General features: G+C 44.5%; 17 protein-coding genes. 1 reads left to right on the forward strand and 16 read right to left on the reverse strand.

The annotated features are described in order from the left end of the window. Positions 1 to 104 precede the first annotated feature (104 nt). The 7 genes from rfaE2 to ACM0OZ_RS27475 all read right to left on the reverse strand — a co-directional run bounded on the left by rfaE2 (position 105) and on the right by ACM0OZ_RS27475 (position 8,299). Positions 105 to 1,745 (reverse strand): D-glycero-beta-D-manno-heptose 1-phosphate adenylyltransferase, encoded by a 1,641-nt coding sequence (rfaE2, locus tag ACM0OZ_RS27445; protein ID WP_414585996.1) that lies wholly within the window; start codon positions 1,743 to 1,745, stop codon positions 105 to 107. Continuing rightward, positions 1,745 to 2,353 carry a D-glycero-alpha-D-manno-heptose-1,7-bisphosphate 7-phosphatase gene (locus tag ACM0OZ_RS27450; RefSeq protein WP_414585997.1) on the reverse strand — a complete coding sequence of 203 codons (609 nt, stop codon included), beginning with the start codon at positions 2,351 to 2,353 and terminating at the stop codon, positions 1,745 to 1,747. The genes rfaE2 and ACM0OZ_RS27450 overlap by 1 nt, the downstream gene beginning before the upstream one ends. A 259-nt stretch (positions 2,354 to 2,612) precedes the next feature. Beyond that, positions 2,613 to 3,338, reverse strand: a complete 726-nt coding sequence (locus ACM0OZ_RS27455; RefSeq protein WP_414585998.1) for an SDR family oxidoreductase — start codon at positions 3,336 to 3,338, stop codon at positions 2,613 to 2,615. 88 nt (positions 3,339 to 3,426) lie between these two features. Further along, complete coding sequence (locus tag ACM0OZ_RS27460) at positions 3,427 to 5,541, reverse strand: glycosyltransferase (RefSeq protein ID WP_414585999.1); 2,115 nt, start codon at positions 5,539 to 5,541, stop codon at positions 3,427 to 3,429. Positions 5,542 to 5,614: 73 nt separating this feature from the next. Then, positions 5,615 to 6,583, reverse strand: a complete 969-nt coding sequence (locus tag ACM0OZ_RS27465) for a glycosyltransferase (protein ID WP_414586000.1) — start codon at positions 6,581 to 6,583, stop codon at positions 5,615 to 5,617. A gap of 158 nt (positions 6,584 to 6,741) precedes the next feature. Then, the gene (locus ACM0OZ_RS27470; RefSeq protein ID WP_414586001.1) at positions 6,742 to 7,197 is read right to left on the reverse strand and encodes a glycosyltransferase family 9 protein; all 456 of its coding nucleotides are present in this window, start codon (positions 7,195 to 7,197) and stop codon (positions 6,742 to 6,744) included. After that, positions 7,187 to 8,299 (reverse strand): glycosyltransferase family 9 protein, encoded by a 1,113-nt coding sequence (locus ACM0OZ_RS27475; protein WP_414586002.1) that lies wholly within the window; start codon positions 8,297 to 8,299, stop codon positions 7,187 to 7,189. Before ACM0OZ_RS27475 ends, ACM0OZ_RS27470 begins: the two co-directional genes overlap by 11 nt. Between ACM0OZ_RS27475 and ACM0OZ_RS27480 the strand changes: the two genes are divergently transcribed. After that, positions 8,291 to 8,500, forward strand: coding sequence for a hypothetical protein (locus ACM0OZ_RS27480; RefSeq protein ID WP_414586003.1), 210 nt, complete (start codon positions 8,291 to 8,293; stop codon positions 8,498 to 8,500). The two genes, ACM0OZ_RS27475 and ACM0OZ_RS27480, sit on opposite strands and share 9 nt — an antisense overlap. Before the next feature lie 377 nt (positions 8,501 to 8,877). Here ACM0OZ_RS27480 and ACM0OZ_RS27485 read toward each other — a convergent pair whose 3' ends face one another. The 9 genes from ACM0OZ_RS27485 to ACM0OZ_RS27525 all read right to left on the reverse strand — a co-directional run bounded on the left by ACM0OZ_RS27485 (position 8,878) and on the right by ACM0OZ_RS27525 (position 19,109). Further along, on the reverse strand, positions 8,878 to 9,642 hold the full coding sequence (locus tag ACM0OZ_RS27485; RefSeq protein WP_414586004.1) for a peptidylprolyl isomerase: 765 nt from the start codon (positions 9,640 to 9,642) through the stop codon (positions 8,878 to 8,880). A 343-nt stretch (positions 9,643 to 9,985) separates the two neighbouring features. After that, a complete protein-coding gene (locus ACM0OZ_RS27490) occupies positions 9,986 to 12,163 on the reverse strand; it encodes a GumC family protein (protein ID WP_414586006.1) in 2,178 nt (725 codons plus the stop codon). Between the two features lie 264 nt (positions 12,164 to 12,427). Next, a complete protein-coding gene (locus tag ACM0OZ_RS27495; RefSeq protein WP_414586007.1) occupies positions 12,428 to 13,618 on the reverse strand; it encodes a DegT/DnrJ/EryC1/StrS family aminotransferase in 1,191 nt (396 codons plus the stop codon). A gap of 194 nt (positions 13,619 to 13,812) precedes the next feature. After that, complete coding sequence (locus ACM0OZ_RS27500; RefSeq protein WP_414586008.1) at positions 13,813 to 14,901, reverse strand: peptidoglycan bridge formation glycyltransferase FemA/FemB family protein; 1,089 nt, start codon at positions 14,899 to 14,901, stop codon at positions 13,813 to 13,815. Next, on the reverse strand, positions 14,898 to 15,902 hold the full coding sequence (locus ACM0OZ_RS27505; RefSeq protein ID WP_414586009.1) for an ATP-grasp domain-containing protein: 1,005 nt from the start codon (positions 15,900 to 15,902) through the stop codon (positions 14,898 to 14,900). Before ACM0OZ_RS27505 ends, ACM0OZ_RS27500 begins: the two co-directional genes overlap by 4 nt. Then, positions 15,902 to 16,657: a PHP domain-containing protein gene (locus ACM0OZ_RS27510; protein ID WP_414586010.1), complete on the reverse strand. Its 756-nt coding sequence runs from the start codon at positions 16,655 to 16,657 to the stop codon at positions 15,902 to 15,904. Before ACM0OZ_RS27510 ends, ACM0OZ_RS27505 begins: the two co-directional genes overlap by 1 nt. A gap of 226 nt (positions 16,658 to 16,883) precedes the next feature. After that, positions 16,884 to 17,114 (reverse strand): hypothetical protein, encoded by a 231-nt coding sequence (locus ACM0OZ_RS27515; protein ID WP_414586011.1) that lies wholly within the window; start codon positions 17,112 to 17,114, stop codon positions 16,884 to 16,886. Between the two features lie 106 nt (positions 17,115 to 17,220). After that, positions 17,221 to 17,892, reverse strand: coding sequence for a sugar transferase (locus tag ACM0OZ_RS27520; protein WP_414586012.1), 672 nt, complete (start codon positions 17,890 to 17,892; stop codon positions 17,221 to 17,223). A 50-nt stretch (positions 17,893 to 17,942) separates the two neighbouring features. Beyond that, positions 17,943 to 19,109 carry a glycosyltransferase gene (locus ACM0OZ_RS27525; RefSeq protein WP_414586013.1) on the reverse strand — a complete coding sequence of 389 codons (1,167 nt, stop codon included), beginning with the start codon at positions 19,107 to 19,109 and terminating at the stop codon, positions 17,943 to 17,945. Between the last annotated feature and the right edge of the window lie 28 nt (positions 19,110 to 19,137).

Below are 19,137 nucleotides of genomic sequence, written 5' to 3' on the forward strand. Positions count from 1 at the left end.
ACAGATGTAGACGCCCTCCGGGCGGCTTCCCGCAGGGTACACGAGATTTACACCGATAAAAATCATCTGTGTCCATCTGTGTCCATCTCTGTTTCCATAATTTCTTAGTCATCTTGCTCCATGTTTAATTGACAAACACGCTCGATGATACGAGTGGTAGAACGGTTTTCCACAAACGGCAAAAGTTCAACGATACCGCCGTATTGTTCTACCACAGGTGCTTCTGGTAAAGTTTCTTTGGTGTAGTCGGCACCTTTGACGTAGACATCAGGTTGAACTAACCGGATCAGGTCGATTGGGGTGTCTTCGTCAAAAGTAATGAGATAATCAACACAACCTAGTCCGCCAAGAACTTGGATACGATCTTCCAAGGGGTTGATCGGGCGATTTGCACCTTTGATACGGCGAATGCTGTTGTCGGAGTTAACGCCAATAATCAGAATGTTACCCAATGCTTTAGCACGATTGAGATAGGAAACGTGTCCAGCATGGAGGATATCAAAGCAACCGTTGGTGAAAACTATTTTATGTCCAGTGCGACGGTAAGAGGTCACAAGCGAGCGAAGTTGGTTGAGATTGGGGATGTATTTTTCGGGAGGGGATGAGGGGGATGAGGGAGATGAGGGGGATGAGGGGGATGAGGGGGATGAGGGGGATGAGGGGGATGAGGGAGATGAGGGAGATGAGGGAGATGAGGGAGATGAGGAGGTATTTTCTCTGTTGTCTTTTGTGTCTTCCTCTACTTCGGAAAGAAACTCACGCAGTTCCTCAGCAGAACAGGTGCTAGTTCCTTCTTTTCGCACAACGACAGCAGCAGCGGCGGCGGCGAAATCAGCAGCAAGTGGTGTTGTAGCACCAGCGGCTAAGGCAAGGGTTAGGGCGCTACTATAGGTATCTCCTGCGCCTGAGGTACGGAATTCGGTGGTAGGTTGGGCATACGTGCGGTAGGGCGGGGAATCATGCTCGAAAATCACTGCACCTTCTGTATCCAAGGTGACAGCAGCTATTTTTGCACCTGTAAGGTTAAGAAGTTTTTCGCCGTAAGGTTTGATTTGTTCTGCACGAGAGATCCCCCCGTTGCTTAAAAAGGGGGGATTGGGGGGAATCGCCAGCAACTGCACTGCTTGTTTGTAGTTCGGTTTAACTGCGGTAACGTTAAGGTGACGGTAGGCGGTGAGGTTTTTAGAGTCAACGACAAGAACGCGAGGATTGTTTTGCTGAAGTTGTGCGATCGCATCAATCACTCTTTGTGTCAAAATTCCATAACCGTAATCTGAGACAATTACGGCATCACATTCTGGAAATAAAAACTCCAGTTTGTCAATCAGCGCTTGCTCGCTGTCAGTGTCAATGGCATCAGTAGTGCCAGAATCAAATCTTACCAAGATTTGCGACGCTGCCATCACCCGCTGCTTGCTAAGCGTCTGTCTATTTGAGGCTTTGAGGATGTGTTTTGTGCAAACGCCACGTTCTGAAAGTGCTTGATGTAGTTGAAAACCCTCCCAATCATCGCCAATTACTGATAAAAATGTCACATTTGCGCCTAGACTACGGGCATTGACAGCCGTATTAGCAGCACCTCCCGGAACATATAAGCGATTTTTGAGAGTAACAATTGGCACTGGAGCCTCTGGACAAAGGCGATTACTCAATCCTTGTAAGTAGCCATCCAACATCGCTTCACCTATGACGATGACATGAAGATGAGCGATCGCATCCAACAGGTTTATCAAATCTGGTTTCACTAGCGTCCTCCTAAGTGGGGGTACGGCAATGCTGTGCCCCTACTAACGGGATTTTCATCACCAGATAATATCACCTGTGCTGCTTCGATGAGGTCGGTAACAATGAAATCTGGCGTTCTCTGTGCAGAGAATTCCCATTTAGTTTCATTGCCATTATCGAGCAAAATCGTTTTGCACCCAGCACAATGTCCAGCTTCCACATCATTGAGAATGTCGCCAATAAACCAAGATGAACGCAAATCAATGTTGTGTTCACCAGCCGCACGTAGAAGTAAACCTGGTGCAGGTTTGCGACAGTCACAAACAAGTGCAAATTCTGGCACGACACCAGCGGGGTGATGGGGACAGTAATAAAAACCAGCTAGGTAGATACCTTCTGCTGCTAAAAGTTGACACAATCGTTCCTCCACCCCCACAAGCGCAGATTCGGGAAAATACCCCCGCGCCACACCTGACTGGTTGGTAATCACAATCAACTTGTACCCAGCTTCTTGGAGGGAGAACAATCCCTCTATTGCACCAGACGCTAGCTTAATTTGTTGCGGGTCAACATTGTACGGCACATCTTCAATTAAAGTCCCGTCTTTATCCAGAAACACTGCTCGCATTATCATCACTCAAGCGCCAAACCTTATTTATCAAGCTTGAAACCTCGTGCGCGAGTCTTGAAACCTCGTGCGCGAGTCTTGAAACCTCGTGCGCGAGTCTTGGAAACTCATGCGCAAGTCTTGGAAACTCATGCGCAAGTCTTGAAACCTCGTGCGTGAGTCTTGAAACCTCGTGCGTGAGTCATGAAACCTCGTGCGCGAGTCTTGAAACCTCGTGCGCGAGTTTTTGAATCTCAAACCTGAATACCCCATCTCGTCATTACGGCCAAGAACTCTCGCCCAGTGGCAGAACTGTCATTTCAGGAATAACAGTTCCCTCTGGCGTAGATAGCAAAAATCGAATTGTTGCAGCTACATTTTTAGGGTCTTGCAACTTACTGACATCAATATCAGGGAAACGGTCTAGCAAAAATGGCGTTTGCATCCCACCTGCAACTAAAGCTGTCACTTTGATATTATAAGGACGCGCTTCTACATGCAAGGCGTGACTAAAGCCCAACAATCCCCATTTACTGGCATGGTAAGCTGAAGCATTTGCCCACGCTCGCTTTGACGCGGTGGAAGCAATGTTAATAATATGACCGCTACCCTGTTCTTTCATGACGGGTAAAACCAATTTTGACAAGATAAAGGGAGCGCGTAAGTTCACAGCAAGAATTCTGTCCCAATCTTTAATTGAAAGCTCCTCGATTGAAACAGTAAGATCTGTACCAGCATTGTTAATCAGAGCATCCAAGCGTCCGTACTGGGAGACAATCTTGTCGATCGCTGTTTGAGCTTGTTCCTCGTTGGTAATATCTAACACCAACGGCAATGCTTGGAAGCCATTGGCTTGAACTTCCCCACTCACCTTATGTGCTAAGTCGTCTCGAATATCTGCAACAACGACGATCGCACCTGCTGATGATAACGTGTGACTGATAGCTTCTCCCAGTCCACGTCCGCCGCCTGTGACTAATACGACTTTGTCTTTGAGTTCTTCCATAGTTGTTTTGTCTCCTTTAAGCTAATTTTTGTAGTGAGGACTTTAGTCCTTGCTATGTTAGGAGAGGACTAAAGTCCTCACTACGGTATTACCCGACTTGATAGAACTGATGGTTTCCATTGAGTACTCTTTGTCTCTCCCACTCTCCCACTCTCCCCCTCTCGCCCTCCTCTTTTTCCCCAACTCGCTTCTCAACTAATTCACATAAAAGATGCAGTACGAGGTGTTGTACTTCCTGAATACGTTGGGTATCTGTGGCTGGTACAACGACTGCTAAATCTGCTAGTGGCAATAATTCCCCACCGTCACCGCCAACTAAAGCAATAGTATTGATGTGGGAATGACGAGCAGTTTTAAACGCTTCGATCATATTGGGCGATCGCCCACTCGTACTAATGCCAAGTAATACATCCCCCGGTTGAGCAAATGTTTCTACCTGTCGGGAAAAAACATACTCGTACCCAGCATCATTCGCCCAAGCAGTTAAAAAAGCAGTATCAGCCGTCAGCGCCATAACTGGAAGTCCCGCACGTTTTGAGCAGCGTAATTTACCAACAAATTCTGCTGCAAAATGTTGAGCATCCGCCGCACTACCACCATTACCACAAACAAGCACTTTTCCACCCAAAGCAAAACAAGTGAAGAGCGCCTCTGCTGCTTCAACAATGGCTGTTTTCAAAGTTTGTCGGGATTTCTCCATCGCTGCTATTGCTGCTGCAAAACTGTCATCAACAAAAGTGAGGGAAGAAGAAAGAGGAGGAGTAGGGGAAGCAGGAGAAGCAGGGGGGGAAAGAAAAATTGGTTTCTGCTTCTGACTCAAGACTTTTTCATACAGCAACGCAACTGAATTTGTGACTTGTTCCCAGGTAAACAGGTAATTGACGCGTTGTATTGCGTTCTGGCTTAAACGCTTGTGTACTTGAGGATTTTTGTAGAGATACGCAAGGCGTTCGGCGATCGCCTCTGGCTCATTTGGCGGTACAAGATACCCAGTTTCACTGTCTTTTACGGTATATTTAATACCACCAACATCAGAACCAATCACTGGCGTTCCACAAGCCATCGCTTCTAAAGGTGTGATGCCAAACGGTTCATACCAAGGCGTTGTCACGAAAACATCAGCAGCACAGTAGTAATATTTAACCATTTCGCGGCTGCGGCGTCCAACAAATGTCACTTGCGACTCAACGCCTTCTTGTGTTGCAATAGTTTGCAAACGAGCGATTTCTGGTGTCAGGCGCGGATCTGGTTCTTCTGATTCACCGCCTACAATCAACAGTCTTGCTTGGATATCATACTGTTGCAGAAGACGCCCAAAGGCACGAATCACCGTATCAACGCCCTTTCGAGGTACTAAACGTCCTAACTGGAGAATCAGACGTTCATCAGGTGGTAAACCAAGCTTTTTACGAGCCTTAGTTTTATCAACTTGCCAAAACTCACTTGCATCAAAACCACAAGGAATAATGGTGATTTTTTCTTTTTTAGCATGATACAGACGTAACAAATCTTCCTCATCCTGCGGACACTCAGCGATGATATGATCAGCTTCGGCAACGATACGGTCTTCAATGGTAAATCGCTCATCAGGAAATTCATCCGCCTCACCTTGCCAAAAGCGGCGCACACGACCAAGAGCATGAAAAGTCACAACAAAAGGAATGCTGAGCACCCGCTTAATTTCTGCCGCCACCAATGCTGACATCCAGAAATTTGCGTGTATCAGATCGTAGGGGCGTTGCACATTATTGGAATGAATGAAATAGTTTTGTGGGATGGGCGTCTCGCCCGTCCCTTGTATTTTCGAGGCGGGCAAGATGCTCCGCAGTCGCACGGGCGGGGGGAACCCCCGCACGGCGCTGCTCTCCACCCCACAAGAAGATAAAGTGTGGTTTTGACAGTAGTTTTGACAAAACTTTAGGACATATGCCGTAAACTCTTCCATATACGGCAACATATCTTCTTTACGGACGTATGTAGGAGGACCAGCAGGCACATTAATAATCCTAACGCCATCCATCCATTGAATGATTTCTGGCAAATCCTGACTATCCCGCCGCGTAAAAACATCTACTTTGTATCCAGCAATAGCCAGATGTTTTGCTATCTGTCCTACATAGACATTTTGACCACCACTATCCGCACCTCCAAAGGTGCCAAGAGGTGAGGCGTGTTCGCTAATTAAGGCAATTGATTTAGTCATTAGTCATTAGTCATTAGTCATTGGTTATTGTAGAGACGCTTCAAACAGCGCGTCTCTACATCTTTGTCATTAGTCATTTGCTAAGAACAGAGGACAAAGGACTAATGACTGATTGAAATGCTTCGTCCCAGTCCTGAGAAAATCTTTGGATGTTAAAGCGTTTTTGCGCTGTTGCGATTGCACCTTGGCTCAACTTTTGTGCATGGGTTTGGTCGTGCAGAAGTTGGTGCATTTTGTCAATGAGCTTGTTAATATCGGTATCGACGTAGCCAGAAACTCCGTTTTCTACTACTGTGACCATTTCTGTCGTTGCGAGTCCAATGATTGGCAAACCCACCATCATGGCTTCGCATACAGCAAGTCCTAAGCTGGTGTAGCGGATGGGATTAAAGAAAAAGCGGTAGCGTGAAGCAAATGCTGGTAGTTGATGATGTGGTATCTCGCCGAGTCCATCGAGTTTTTCTGCACCCATACCAACCAAGTCCAGAGGAATTTCTTGACGGACACGTTCAAATACATCTACACCTAAACGACGACCGCGCGATCGCAAGCCATTCACCACCACCAGTCCCCGTTCCAGTTCACCTCTGTAGCGAACACCATCGGGTATCATCACCCCATGTTCAATCACACGAGTCGGAGTGCGACCACTATCCCACATAAGTTGGTTAAAATGCGTCACATGAACCAGCAGCACGTTTGGATCATCTACAACATGACGTGTATCTGTTGGGTGTTCCCGTGGTGGGTCGTGTTCAAGGTAAACTCGGGGTAGCCGCCGCTGTGACTCAGAGAGAATTTCGTATTGGTCTTCAAGATAGTTCTTACGCGACTGAAATAAAATACAGTCAAACTGGAGATTTCTAACTTCCTCTGCGGGAACGTCATAAACATTATCTGACCAAGGAAAACCCCCTAAACGACCGCCATAACCTTCAGGTCGTTCTGGTTTGACAGGCAAATAAAAGTGATGGTGACTCTGTGTTAAGTAGTGGAGATAGCTACCGTGAATATGCCAGGTGAGGATACGTAATGGTTTCATAGTTATTAGTCATTGGTCATTTGTCATTAGTCATATGCAAAGGAAAACAAACGACTAAATATTATGTTCCGAAAATTATTCATAAGAAAAGTTGTTTGTAGTAAGGACTTTAGTCCAAGCTTTGAGTTGAAGAGGACTAAAGTCCTCACTACGAAATCTTATGTAAGCAAGAAAAGGTGTTTATCTACTGGGTGAGTCTCTTTTGATGACAGCTTCACCCACTCGGAAAGAACGCCACCGCCGAACTCTTGCGACTGACCGATACGTATGGGAATTCCTGCCAAATAGCAAATATATGCTAGCGGATAAGGTGACTCTCCAGGATTCGTGAAAATGACAGCACAATCAAAAGCGCTTTGGCGAAGCTTGGATATCAACGCCAATTCGCGTTCAGCATCTACAAATGTGTCACCACCCTCATAGACAAAGACTTCATCTACCCAAGGCAGTTCTATACTTATTTCGCTACTACATGGAGAAACCATCAATGTGATGGTGGCATCTCCTAGCAGTTCGCGCAACTTTTGGAGTGCAGGAATCGTTTGTATTAAGTCCTGACGACTACCGACTTGCATCACCAGAACTTTTTGCATATTCGTCAAATTAGGTAACATTTGTTACCTCCTTTGACAGCAGGTCATCTACCTGAACCATCACCATTGATGGAGTGATGGAGTGGTAGGGAAATGAGGAAATTAAATTGTCTTCTCCATCTCTCCCTCTCTGCATCTTTTGCGTCTCTGCGGTTTGGAGCAAAACTGACTCAGAACTTAAGACCCGGTGAATATTGCGGTTTAACGGTGCCCAACGATGCGGGTCAGAGTTGGTAAAAATCACAACACTTTTCACTCCCAAAGCTACTGCTAAATGCGATACACCAGTATCGTTACATATCAGCAATTCTGCGTGACTCAAAAGCGCTGCCAATGCACCCAAGTTGGTCTTTCCCGCCAAATTAATCGGCTTTGCTTGCATCATCTGGGCAATTGACTGCGTGAGATTTGCTTCTGGTGCTGTGCCAGTCAGCACAACCTGGAAACCACGAGCAGCAATTGCATCAGCAACAGCAGCAAAATTTTCCACAGACCAACGTCTTTCTGGCACACTTGCACCAGGGTGAATGCAGACATACTTTCCTTTCTGGAGAGCTTGCACTTCCTCGACTTTGTGCAAAGCCGAAAAATCCTCTTTACTTAGGGAAAATTCCAGCGCATCTCCTTGGAGTGGTATTCCCAAATAGTCCATCAACCGCAGGTGACGCCATACTTCTGGTTCGTGATCTGGGTATGGTAGGAAATAATCTGCATCTGGACAGTATTGACCAGGCAGATAAAAACCAGCGTTGACACGCGCACCAAGTAAGACGGTGAAAGTATTGCTGATGATACCGCTACCATGCATTTGCAATGCCAAGTCAAAGTGTTGTTGCTGTACCCTAGCCAAGAACTGTGGTATTTTGTGGACAGGTGGAGCAATTTCAGGAATTCCTGGATAGCCGGGAAACTCTAAGAACTCATCAAGGTAATGGCTGAAGCGCTCGACGAAAGCTTTTGCCCACGCAAGACCAATCAGGGTGATGTGGCTCTGTGGGAAAGCTGCTCGTAACGCTCTCATCGCAGGGACAGCACACAGTAAATCGCCCAATCCGGGAAGCGATCGCACGATAGCTATCCGAGCGATGGGTAGATGCTTGCTGAGTCGATTTCTGTGGGACACGCATTCACCTCTTGGACGACTGATTTAACATTACTCTGTCGCGAACTCCAGTTCATTGGGCATTTGACCAAAGAATTTTTTCCTGTTGGTCATTGCAATTGTGCAAATGCACAAAAAGAAGGCAAGAATCGTAGACACAAATCCAATACGACTGATCTGGTTACTTACGTGGTGGGATGCGATCGCGTGCGTGCTGCGTGACATCCTCCCACACCAAATCAAAGATTATGGTGGGGGTATTATCGTAAATTAAAGGGTCTAAGATCCCTACGTCTATACGTAGTACGCCAGATGTCTCAAGTCGTGAAACCATGAAAGGCAGAGCCGGCACGAGGGAAACCCTCCCACAGTGCTGCCTCACCACGACACTGGCTCCTCAGTTACATAGGGGGTTTAAATCCCCCTATGTAACTGTCTTTAACAGTGAACAGTACCAGCCGCAGTTATCAGTTAAATACGAGTGGTCGCGCGTCCCCCACCAAGAGCACCAGAGAGCGTTGGTGGCGGTGAGCGCATCCCCCAAAGCGCCCGCCGTCAGGACTCAGGACTGATAACTGATAACTGATAACTGGTAACTGTTAAATTGAACCATCACTTTGCAACATATTATCAAGCTGACTTTCTAACCACTGCATAAACATCTGATTTAAGATATTTTGCCGTATTGTAGTGGTAAGTTCAGATGGAATAAACTCTTCTACTGTCAACAAATGAATTCCGTCTTGAGTTCTCACTGGACCAATTAATTCTCCTACGCCAGCATTAAACACGATAACTGCAAGTTCTGGATTGAAATTGTAACGGTAAATTTTCCCTACATAACCACATTGATCACGGCGTCTTTCATCAATATCATATAAATGGGCAGCTTCATAAAAACTAATTTGTTGCTCCGAAATTTGATAAAAGAGTTCCTGAGCTAAATCTTCGTGGGGGACAACCAATTGATAAAGCAATACCTGATCAAAATCACGCTGATGTTGAATAAAAAAGCTTTCTACTTCTTGGCTAAATAAAGATTCAGATAATTTCTGCTCTAGGAGGCGATCGCGAATTGCTTCTGTCCAATCTTCTACAGTAAGCATCTGCTCTGTTAACCACACAATAATATCGTCATCTGTCTCCAAATGTTTTTCCAACCGCCAGTAGTTTGTCTCTGTCTCAATTTCTTCTGGAGTCACTATTAAACTTCTTTCCTGAGCAGCTTGATCAATAATGTTTTTATAGAAAATTTTTTGGCAAAATTCCTTCAATTGTAAATTTTTTCGCAGGTAGCTGATGATTTCTATCGAGTCTACAGATAGCCCAAAAAAATTTACTATATAGCCGTTTTGATTATACATACTCACTCCTCTCATAAATGCCATTGTTCCCTCAAACGAATGACTAATGAGATTTCAAAAGTTTCTACATCCATATTCTGCACGTTTGCTACTAGAGCGCAAGTACAGAATATGGATAGACAAAATACCCACAGCATAAAATGTTTTACCTGATGCTCAATAAACTAAGATTGCTGTTTTTTAGCCTGGTTTTTAGCCTATTGTTATCTGTATAAGTGACGCCAAAAACTTGACTACATGGATTCAACTCTAGTTGATAGTAGAGGTATATCACAAGAAATTGCTTGGCTATTTGAAGGTCAAGATTTTTTGTATTTCGCGCTAAATCTTATGAGACAGCTTTTCAACTTTTCTGTAATGCTACCTGTTCTTGCGGATAGTATTCCTTGTTAAAGTAGTAGTAGCTGTGGCGTTCATTTTTTGGAATAACTCCATTTATCACCTGTCCTATGACATTCTGACCAGATTTTTCCAAAACTTCCATAGCAATAGCGGCGTTAACAGAATCCACTACTCCCGGTCGAACTACCAACAAAACACCATCAGCCATTTGACCTAGAGTCGCAGCATCAGCAGCAACCGTTAATGAAGGAGCATCAATGATTACGAAGTCATAGGTAGCAGCAAAAGTTTCAATCAAGCCAGCCATTTTTCTGGAGTCAAGCAGAGAGGCTGCAGAAGGAGGTACTACGCCAGCAGTAAGAATATCTAAATTATCCATGACGGTTTTGACTGCTGTCTTTAATTCCGCTTGTCCAACAATCACATTGCTCAGACCTTTATCATTTGTTAGCTCCCAAATTCGATGCTGAACTGGGCGGTGCAAATCTGCATCTACCAGTAATACTTTACGCTCCATTTGCGCTATTGTTAGAGCTAAATTGCCAGCTACTGTTGATTTACCTTCCTGCGGTACAGAACTAGTGATGACCATAGTTCTTAATTCTTTATCGGCACTCACAAACTTCAAGTTTGCTCGTAGCATCCGGTAAGATTCACTAATGGGAGAACGAGGTGTATTTCTGACAACAAGTCTTTGGCTATAAGGCTCTAGTTCTTCCTTGTGGCGAGGAGATTTTTTGGAATTACTAAAGGCAGGTATGACACCCAATAAAGTCAATCTTAATAATTCTTTGACCTCATCAACAGTCTTAATGGATTTATCTCTTGCTTCCAAAATATACATACTTGCTAAACTAGCTAAGCTAGCAATTAAGGCTGCACTCAGATACGAAATCATAGGAGAAGAAGCCGGATCTTCAGGAACTTGGGCAGCAGATATAATGCGGGCGTTGCCTACATTCTGATTTTCGGCAATGCGGCTTTCTTGGAGCTTTTGTAATAACAGCGAATAGGTAGATTGAGCGGCTTCTAACTGACGTTGTAACTCTCGTTGTTGTTGCTCCAATCTCGGCAACACCTTCAGCCTCTTTCTGTAGTTAGTTTGTAGGTTACTTAAAGCCATGACTTGATTAGTTAAACCCAAACGGGTTGACTCTAATTCCACTAACCTGGCACTGAGTGTTTGTTGCAATTCTCCAATTTGCAAGTTGTTATTTACATTTGATTGTGCGGTTCCTGCAACCTCTTTGACACGCGTTTTTAGTATTTTTCTGAGCGCTACTAAGTTACTTTTTAAATTGATAATTTCGGGATGATTTTCCTGCAAAATAACTCTCCTAGCAGCAAGTCGAGTTTCTAGCTGCTGAATTTCTGTGAGTATATCTTGCACGCCTCGAGACTGACTCAGAGAAGTCGTACTAACCGCCTGCTGGGAGTTCATCTTCAATTGGTTGCGGATAGCTTGAGACTGAGCATCGAGATCGGCAATTCTAGATTGAGAGTCGCCAATTTGTTTGTGCAAGTCAGCCATTCTTTCCACTGCTCTAGTCGCTTCCTCTGTCAAGGCAACAACTTGATTTTTTTCTTTGAACTGGCGGAGTTGTGCATCTACTTTGCGGACAACTAATTCGGCTTTTGGTAAATGTTCCTCTAGAAATTTGCGGGCAGCTGCAACTTCGATTCTATGGAAAACGATATTTTGGCCTAAATAGTTTTGCATCAGCGTATTAACAACCTCTGCTGCTGTTTTCGCGTCAGTATCTTTGTAGGAAACTTGTAAAACATCGCTACCCTTAACGTCTTTAATTGTCAACAGTTTCATAAATTCCTTCGTGGTTAAGGGTTCTCCTTTTCTGTTTTTCAAGTTGAGTTGGTTGATAGTTTTGTGTATAACCGGAACAGAACGAATGACTTCTGCCTCTGTGTTTAGAGGATTACTTCTATCAGTTACCAAGGGTTCTAACCTGCTGATTTCTGTTCCTACTCCTGTGAGGGAAGAAATCGTGTTAGTTCTTTGAAACGACAGTTTTCCTTCTGCTTCATAAGCAGGCTTTTTCAAAGTTAGAGCTAGCAGTGATATCAGGAAAACCGGGAAAAATATTGCTACAGCAGGTAACCAATGACGCTTGACGAGGTGCAAGTATTTGGCAAAATTTAAACTACTTTCTTGTGTTTCCATAATGTTTCAAGCAATTTTCAGTCTATGTTAATTTTTCATATTGTTATAGGACTCCTCCGCAGATTTTTGAACGACACGTAAGGTGGGCAATGCTTAGCAAAACCTGGATGTAATGGGCAAAATACGGTAAGCACTGCCCACCCTACAATACTAAGATTTTTCAGAAATCCTGCGCGGATTGCTATAGTTAGATACAATGAATATTGCATCAAACTAACAATATGAAATTTTGACAGAAGATAATTTTTTTATGCTGTAAATTAGCTACAAAACCGTGAATAGGGAAGAGGGATTTTTGCTATGGTTATAGTGAACAGCATAAATTGCATCAATGACTCGCTCTAAGTCCTCACTTGTGAGATTCGAGCCAGAAGGTAAGCAAAGACCGCGTGCAAATAAATCTTCTGATATAGCACCACCAACATATTCACAATCAGCAAAGACTGGCTGGAGGTGCAAAGGCTTCCAGACTGGACGCGATTCAATTTGCTGTTCGGCAAGAGCGAGGCGGACTTGTTCTCTAGAAGCGCCAAAAGCCTCAGGATTTATTGTTAGGCAAGTTAGCCAGCGAGTCGCTCTACCAAAACTCACCTCTGGCATAAATTCAATGCCTGGTAGTTTTCCTAAAGCCTTTTGGTAGATATTAAAGTTGCGTCTTCTAGCCGCAACTCGCTCGTTCAAAACACGCAATTGACCCCGACCAATCCCAGCCAAAACATTGCTAAGCCGATAATTGTAGCCAATTTCTGAGTGTTGGTAATGGGGAGTGCGATCGCCCTTGGCGGGGCTTTGTCCATCGCGCGCTTGGGTTGCTAAAAAACGAGCCTTGCTCACCAGCTGTTCGTCGTTAGAAACTAACATCCCGCCGCCAGAGGTCGTGATAATTTTATTACCGTTGAAGGAGTAAATACCAATTCTTCCAAAGGTTCCGGGCGAACGTCCTTTATAGGTGGCTCCTAAAGATTCGGCTGCATCTTCAATCAAAGGAATTCCATAGTGATCGCAAGCTTCTACAATCGGGTCGATATCTGCGCTTTGACCGTATAAGTGTACAAGTATAACAGCTTTGGGCAAGTTTCCCATCCTAGCACGGCGCTGTAGTGTTTCCCACAATAAGTCGGGATTCATGTTCCAAGAAATGCGATCGCAGTCAATAAAGACTGGTTTTGCTCCTAAATAGGTGATCGGGTTAGCAGTAGCCACAAACGTTAGGCTAGAACAAAAAACTTCATCTCCTGGCTGTACACCAACCAAACGCAAAGCTAAATGGATCGCTGCTGTACCGGAACTTACAGCAGCACCATGACTTGCACCTATAACTTGACAAAATTCTTGCTCGAAAGCATCGACATGGGGACCAACAGGGGCGATCCAGTTCGTATCAAAAGCTTGTTTGACGAATTCTAGTTCGCGATCGCCCATATGGGGAGTTGAGAGGAGAATTGGTTTATTCATAGTTCTGTTTCACTTTTCACAAGCGAACCCAAGATTATTTTTTTTGTATTTATTTTGTACAAACAAAATACAGCATTCCCTGATTTCGTGCTTGTTTTAATGTTTCCAAGGAAGTATGCATTCTCCCTTGACTCATCTGAAAACAAAAACTGTCTCCACTCGGATGACGAGTGGAGAAAACTAAGATATTTATCTTAGTTTTGTTCTTGATAACGGTAAGCAGGAAAAAAGTGAGAATTTAGTAGTTGTTCAGAACCAATGTTCAAATATTTTGCCCGCTGTCCAACTAAGAAATGATATTTCTCTTCATCTATAATCAAGCGCATTGTCAAAAAAATGTGCCTGAGTTTAGAGAAACTAGCTTTGAAATTGTAGAGATTATTTTGTGATCCTCCCAGCCCTCCTCCCAAGTGTAAAATCTTATTCCCACGTTCTTTCGCCCAAAATCTCACGTAATCAATTTCTAAGGAACTCGGGGAAAGGTCGCAAAACTTAGTTCTCGTTCCCCGGAACAAATTCTGCACTATGCCACAGTACTCAGTGTATAAGGCTGCCGAAGCCACCTGATTGTCGAGTTCTACTATACATAAATGCAGCTTTTTCCCCAGTAGGTCTTTCATGTGGGAAAAATATTCATTATTGAAAGTATAATACATTGCTGCCGAACTCACTCGCGTCATTGTCTCTGCATAAATTTCTGCAAATTCATCAATGTATTCCTCAAATACGACCATCCTGGCTTTTAATCCACTTTGCTTGCATTGATTTATTTTTTTTCTCCGGCCTGGCTGAGTTTGATACCAGATTGTTTGCTCAGAAAGTTCCAAATTTCTAGAGACTGTTTTCCCGTTATCTATAAAAACACCCAAATGGGAATTTGCAGATAAATTCTGATTAATGATGGGATGCAGTCTAAAAAAAGCTGAGCAGACTCCCTTTTGTCTTAACACCTGTTTTAACTCATTGATAGCAATATCCAGAAAATCTGAGGTGTTCACAGCTGTCTGACTCAACAAAATTCCTGGATAGCCATAAGGTGAAACCACATCAAAAATTTCTGTTTGTATATATTCTGCTGAAGTCTCTATGTCATTGCAGGTGCGCAGCAAATACGGTGCAAACAGAATTCGGTCGTCATCATGTATCAAAATAGCTTCCGGAAGTGTTTTGGTTCTGATGGCTTCCAAAGCAAAATATTCGGGCAATTGATAAATATCATGCGGTATTTTTTGTAGTGTTTCTAACCACAAAGGATTTGATAATTGAATAACTTGGGTATTCATGCAACCACAGCATTGAGAAGCTCTAAATTATTTGTGAATCGTTCCAGTTGGTCTGGTTCAACGACAATTTCATTCCAATACTTGAAAATGGCGATCGCTCGCACTTGAGGTACTCGAATAGAATCGCCTAGAACATAATGCCGTACGAGGTAATCCACCTCGTTAAATCCAGCATAAGCACGCAGAGGAGTGGTGCCAGAGAAACGGGCATTAATCTCGAAAATTTTCGGGATTCCTTGTTCAACCCGAAATTGAAAATTTAACGGTCCCGTTCCACCCAATTGTTCAGCAATCTTTGCTAGCAAACAGTTGAAAGGAGCATCAGGTTCCACATAAGCGCGATAAGTATTGCCATGGCGCAAATCACGCCGCATGGTGACTACTGCCTTGGCAATTCCCATATCTATGACTACGCCACTGGTATACTCTTGCTCAGCATTGGCAACACATTCTTGAATCACAGGATTTTCTACTTGGCTTAATGCTTGATAGAGTTCTTCCTCATTCCTCACGAGGTGAACACCAATAGAACGAGCACCAGTCCGAGGTTTAACGATCAATGGAAAATCGCATTCGCGTAACAGCTTAGAAATCCCACTAGGCAAAGCTGATTTGGGACAAGGAAATCCATTTGCTAGCAGGAACTCATAAGTCAACCATTTATCATCAGCAATCTGAATGACATGAGGTGGGCTAACGATGATTCGCGTTTTATATCTCGATTCCAGATCTGACTTATTTTGAGCATACGTGAGCAGTTCCACATCTGTGCCAATGAGAACCACATCAGGTCTTTCGCGCTCAAGAATGCGGCAGACGACATCTAAATAAGATGGATCTATGGCTAGGGGAACTAAGTATGATTGATCTGCCCAATACAAGCCGACAGCCCGAGGATCAGGATCAACCGCAATGATATGGTAAGGAGTATTAGCCATCCGTAGGCTCTTGATGATGCCCTGACCTAATAGAGCACCCGCTCCAGTCACTAATACTTTCATCACGCTCCCACTCCTAACCGATGTAATTGATCTCGACAATTAGCTAGCTGCTCTAGACGATGCATATCTGAACCGATAGAAACATAAGGGTTAAGTTCTGCACATAACTCTAGGAAATTAGGTAGATTACGCAAGTAAGAGGTATTGATTTCCATAGCAATGCCTCGCTCTAGACTAACCTTCATTAACTCGCGCATGAACTCTGCCGGAAACTCGCCGTGAAGTCTAGAATACATACCACCGGGATGAGCTAACACATCTATAGGTGCAAACTTCAGTAAGCCGAGAGCTAGTTCAAATTCAATTTGGGCAAATCCCTGTGAAGTTAGGTGAGACACATTGATATACCCCCCTTGACTATTCGGAAAGCGGTGAACGCTACCTAACACCAGATCGCACTCAGCTAAAATTTCCTCTGAAACATCCAATCCACCATTGATATCGAGTGCCTTCGCTTCACAACCTACCAGTACGTTAAGTTGAAAATAAGCCTCTGCTTTTGACCTGACTTCTTGGGCAAACTCTGGAAACCAATTTGTATCTTTGCGGACATGTTCTGTGAAGGCTACGTAACTTAAACCTTCGCGGACAGACAACTCTAGAATGTCTGAAACACCAGCTTTCCCATCTGTCCAACTAGTATGCATATGTAGATCACAGTTAATATCAGACCACCGTAGATCAAGAAAGCGCTTAAATTGATACGGCTTGTGGTAAGGTTTCGCTTCTGTACTCTTGTGGATTGCTATAGTCATGATCCCATCTCCTCGATATGAATTGATTTTTTGGTTACGACTTACGGGTATGCCTTCTGGTGTAGCCGCTACATTTTTCCGAGACTTAACCGGACAACCTTGGCAAAAAAGGCGGGGTTTGATGTCAATAAGCACTGTTAATTGAGAAACCCCGCCTTTTTTGCCCCCACCACAGATATCTGTGGATCCCTTAAGAGTACTCGTGGGAGAAGGTTGTCCGGTTTTGTCATGGTTTCACCCAACCCAGACGCTGCTTTGTGCCTTCACCCGGTGGGAGCTTAAGCGCTCTCGGCGCCTGTCCTCCGGAGGAGACACGCAGTCGCCTGGGTCGAGAAAGCCCTTCGGGTATGCCTTCGGCACACCTTCGGTGAACGCCAGTCGCTGTGAGTTCGGGAAACCCTCCTGCAGCGCTGGACTCACCGTCATTCGCGCTGGCTCCTCCAAGAGAACTGCTCACTCACTGCCTCACCGTTGCGTCTACGTTTCTTCATAATGCATGCGTAAGTCCTGTTGGTGCTACAAAGAACAGCATGACAAGTTGTCTGTATGACTACAACTTGGTACTAGGTGATATTTACGCTCTCTTGGATTCTCTGAGGATTTCCTTTGAATTCAAACATAGTTGCAGCTTCCGGGTGGTTAATACCTTCACGCTTGAGAATTTTCCATACTGTCAGCATCATGATCCACAAATCTAATTGCAGAGATTGATGCTCTACGTACCAAACATCCAAAGCAAACCTTTCCTCCCAGGGGATTGCATTGCGACCATTAACTTGCGCCCAGCCCGTGATTCCTGGCGTAACTTGATGACGGCGAGCTTGTTCTGGTGTATAGCGTTCTAAGTATTGTACTAACAAGGGACGAGGGCCGACAAGGCTCATGTCGCCTATAAGCACATTCCAAAGTTGAGGGAGTTCATCTAAACTGGATTGGCGAAGAAATTTACCCAGAGGTGTCAAGCGCCGTTCATCAGGTAATAAGTTCCCTTCTGTGTCTCTCTCATTGGTCATGGTGCGAAATTTATAGAAGCTGAAAATACCACCATTTTTACCTGGGCGGGGTTGGCGGAAGAAAATAGGACCTCCCATATTCCTGTAGATGGCGATCGCAACTATGAGCATCAGGGGTGTCAGAGCCAATAGGGCGATTGCTGCTACGGCGCGATCGCATACAGGCTTGATGAATGTGTTATACGTTGTGACACGCTCACCCTGGAAATGTTTACCATTCATAAATACATCCTTAAGTCTAATTAATGAAAAAACGTTGCGTCTTGAGTTTTTCACCGCCCAGAAGCACTAGCGAATTCTCTGGGCGATATAGCCTCCCCATATAAAGCCTCGTATTGCTTCACAATCTGCGACACTTCATAGTCAGCGATGCGCTCTCGCCCACGCTGAGCCATGACTCTAGCCGCTTGCGGATTATCCAACATCCATGCCATTGCTGCTGTCAGTGCCTCTATATCTCCCACTTTGAAGAGCAGACCACAACCTCCTTCTAGTAAGTCTCGGGTTCCTCGGATATCCGTGCCGATCACTGGAGTTTCCATACACAAAGACTCCATGACACAGTTGGGTAGCCCCTCTTGTTCAGAAGCAAGCACAGTAGCTACTGCCGCACTCATTAAAGTAGGAATATCGCGGCGTAACCCCAAAAAGCGCACTTGATTTTGTATCCCTAATTGAGATGCTAACTGCTGCATCTGAGCCATCAGTGGTCCATTGCCAGCAAAAGCCAAACATACTTCCCGTCGAGCAAGGCGAGCAAATGCTCTTAAAATATCTTGAGGATGTTTGCGTTTAATGAACTCAGCGACTGAGAGAAACAATGGAGTATCAGGTTGTATACCTAACTCTTGGCGCAGGTGGATGATTTCAGCTTCAGCAATGGCATGACGATAAAAACGCTCAATATTCAATCCTGTTCCTGGGATGTAGCGGACTCTTTGATTAGGAACAAGACGATAACGCTTTGCTGCCTCCTCGTCTTCATGATTTACCACAACTAGATAGTCAGTCCAAGGCCCAGCAAGCTTTTCTAGTCCTAAAAAGACAGAGTTTTTGATTGTTGACCCCCCACGATAGAAGTGAAATCCCTGGGCAGTGTAAATCATCTTCAACTTGCCCTGCTTGCGTAAATCATTGAGTGCCAAACGAGCGACAAACGCAGCTACTGGTGTGGTCACATTGACTATGTCGTACTCCTGTTGTGCCAACACTTCTCGAATTTGTTGTGGTGCAACCATGAGGTTTTGTGATTTTAGGGGGTTGCGTGACCACTCTACATCCCAAACATGATCAAACAGTTCCAGGCATTTAGTATCGCTAGAGATTCCAGACGCCATACCATCCACACACCAGCCCTTAGTTTGTAAGTGGCGTGTAATGTAGGGGAAAAAGCTACTCAATGTCACTGGGATTGTAGCGACAATCAAAAGTTTTTTCATTTTTTGCTCCTACTACTTTGTGGCTTGC

The sequence above is a fragment of the Scytonema sp. PCC 10023 genome, assembly GCF_963920835.1.
Lineage (GTDB): Bacteria > Cyanobacteriota > Cyanobacteriia > Cyanobacteriales > Nostocaceae > Kalymmatonema.

What these genes read in the sequence shown, in the direction of transcription:
- ACM0OZ_RS27455 (WP_414585998.1), bottom strand. Translation starts at nt 3,338, where the DNA reads ATGGAAGAACTCAAAGACAAAGTCGTATTAGTCACAGGCGGCGGACGT.
- ACM0OZ_RS27490 (WP_414586006.1), bottom strand. Translation starts at nt 12,163, where the DNA reads ATGGAAACACAAGAAAGTAGTTTAAATTTTGCCAAATACTTGCACCTC.
- ACM0OZ_RS27500 (WP_414586008.1), bottom strand. Translation starts at nt 14,901, where the DNA reads ATGAATACCCAAGTTATTCAATTATCAAATCCTTTGTGGTTAGAAACA.
- ACM0OZ_RS27520 (WP_414586012.1), bottom strand. Translation starts at nt 17,892, where the DNA reads ATGAATGGTAAACATTTCCAGGGTGAGCGTGTCACAACGTATAACACA.
- ACM0OZ_RS27465 (WP_414586000.1), bottom strand. Translation starts at nt 6,583, where the DNA reads ATGAAACCATTACGTATCCTCACCTGGCATATTCACGGTAGCTATCTC.
- ACM0OZ_RS27505 (WP_414586009.1), bottom strand. Translation starts at nt 15,902, where the DNA reads ATGAAAGTATTAGTGACTGGAGCGGGTGCTCTATTAGGTCAGGGCATC.
- ACM0OZ_RS27485 (WP_414586004.1), bottom strand. Translation starts at nt 9,642, where the DNA reads ATGTATAATCAAAACGGCTATATAGTAAATTTTTTTGGGCTATCTGTA.
- ACM0OZ_RS27460 (WP_414585999.1), bottom strand. Translation starts at nt 5,541, where the DNA reads ATGACTAAATCAATTGCCTTAATTAGCGAACACGCCTCACCTCTTGGC.
- ACM0OZ_RS27495 (WP_414586007.1), bottom strand. Translation starts at nt 13,618, where the DNA reads ATGAATAAACCAATTCTCCTCTCAACTCCCCATATGGGCGATCGCGAA.
- ACM0OZ_RS27470 (WP_414586001.1), bottom strand. Translation starts at nt 7,197, where the DNA reads ATGTTACCTAATTTGACGAATATGCAAAAAGTTCTGGTGATGCAAGTC.
- ACM0OZ_RS27525 (WP_414586013.1), bottom strand. Translation starts at nt 19,109, where the DNA reads ATGAAAAAACTTTTGATTGTCGCTACAATCCCAGTGACATTGAGTAGC.
- ACM0OZ_RS27450 (WP_414585997.1), bottom strand. Translation starts at nt 2,353, where the DNA reads ATGCGAGCAGTGTTTCTGGATAAAGACGGGACTTTAATTGAAGATGTG.
- ACM0OZ_RS27510 (WP_414586010.1), bottom strand. Translation starts at nt 16,657, where the DNA reads ATGACTATAGCAATCCACAAGAGTACAGAAGCGAAACCTTACCACAAG.